We start from the raw sequence: 1010 nt of genomic DNA, 5'->3' as shown, positions 1-1010 counted from the left end.
GTCCGCGCGGGTGGGGGTGGGCGGCGGGTCGGCCTGTCCGGGGACGGTCAGGGGGCGGGAACCGTACTCGTACGGGCTTGGTTCGTCGCTTGGGGGCGCCCTGGGCGGTCGGGCTGAGTAGGCTCGGTTCCCATGGAGCATGAGGTGTTCGTTCCGGTGACGGCAGAGACCCTCCGGCAGACGCTGCGGGACCCCGTCCGCGTCGCCCGCTGCGTACCGGGACTCCAACAGGACGCGGACGCCGACGCGGGCGCGCTCGCGGGGCGGCTCAAGGTCCGGGCCGGCGGCCACACCATCACGTACCGGGGAGCGCTGACGCTGACCGAGGGCGCGGACGGTGTCTTCACGGCCGGGGCCGAGGGTACGGAGATCCGGGGTACGGGCTCTGCCAAGCTGACGCTCACGCTGCGCCTGACCGACACCCCGGGCGGCGACGGCACCACGCTCGTCTTCACCGGCGCCTCACGGGCCGAGGGGCGCCTCGCGGAGCTGCCCCCGGAGGCGGCGACGGCTGCCGCGCACCGGCTGTTGAACCGGTTCGTCACCCGTTTGGCGGAAGAGGCCGAGGGGGTGGGGGTCGCCGGGGCTTCCTCCGGAGCGCCCGAGCCGTCGGAGTCCGGCTCCGATTCCGGCTCCGGCTCCGGCTCCGACGACGAGACGTCCGCCACCCCGCCGGACAGGCCCGCGCCCCCGCCATCCGCCGATCAGGCCGCCGACCCGCTGCCGCCTGCCCAGGACGACCAGGCCGCCGACAAGGACGGCGTCGACCCCGATCCCGACCCGGACGCCGACGCAGGGAGTGGATTCGGGGCCTCCGTACCTCCCTCCGCCCTCGACGGCCCGCTCGACGTGCCCCTCGACGGTGAGACCACCGCCGGTGAAGGCGACTTCCTGGTCCCCGACGAACCCCCCGCCGAAGCCGCGCACGCCCGCCGCACCATGATCGGGCGCAGCGCCGAGGAGGTCGACCACGCGCCGCCGCGCGGCCGGTACGCCCCCGTGCCCGCCCC

General features: G+C 75.9%; 1 protein-coding gene. It reads left to right on the top strand.

All coding sequences use genetic code 11. The features are described 5' to 3' along the window. Nucleotides 1–156 precede the first annotated feature (156 nt). Nucleotides 157–1010: SRPBCC domain-containing protein (locus GT042_RS24695; RefSeq protein WP_345943903.1), on the top strand; the 854-nt coding region annotated here is incomplete at its 3' end.

Source organism: Streptomyces sp. SID3212 (genome assembly GCF_009865405.1).
GTDB lineage: Bacteria > Actinomycetota > Actinomycetes > Streptomycetales > Streptomycetaceae > Streptomyces.
The sequence above is the reverse complement of the archived record's forward strand: the minus strand, read 5'-3'. Positions and strand labels throughout refer to the sequence as shown.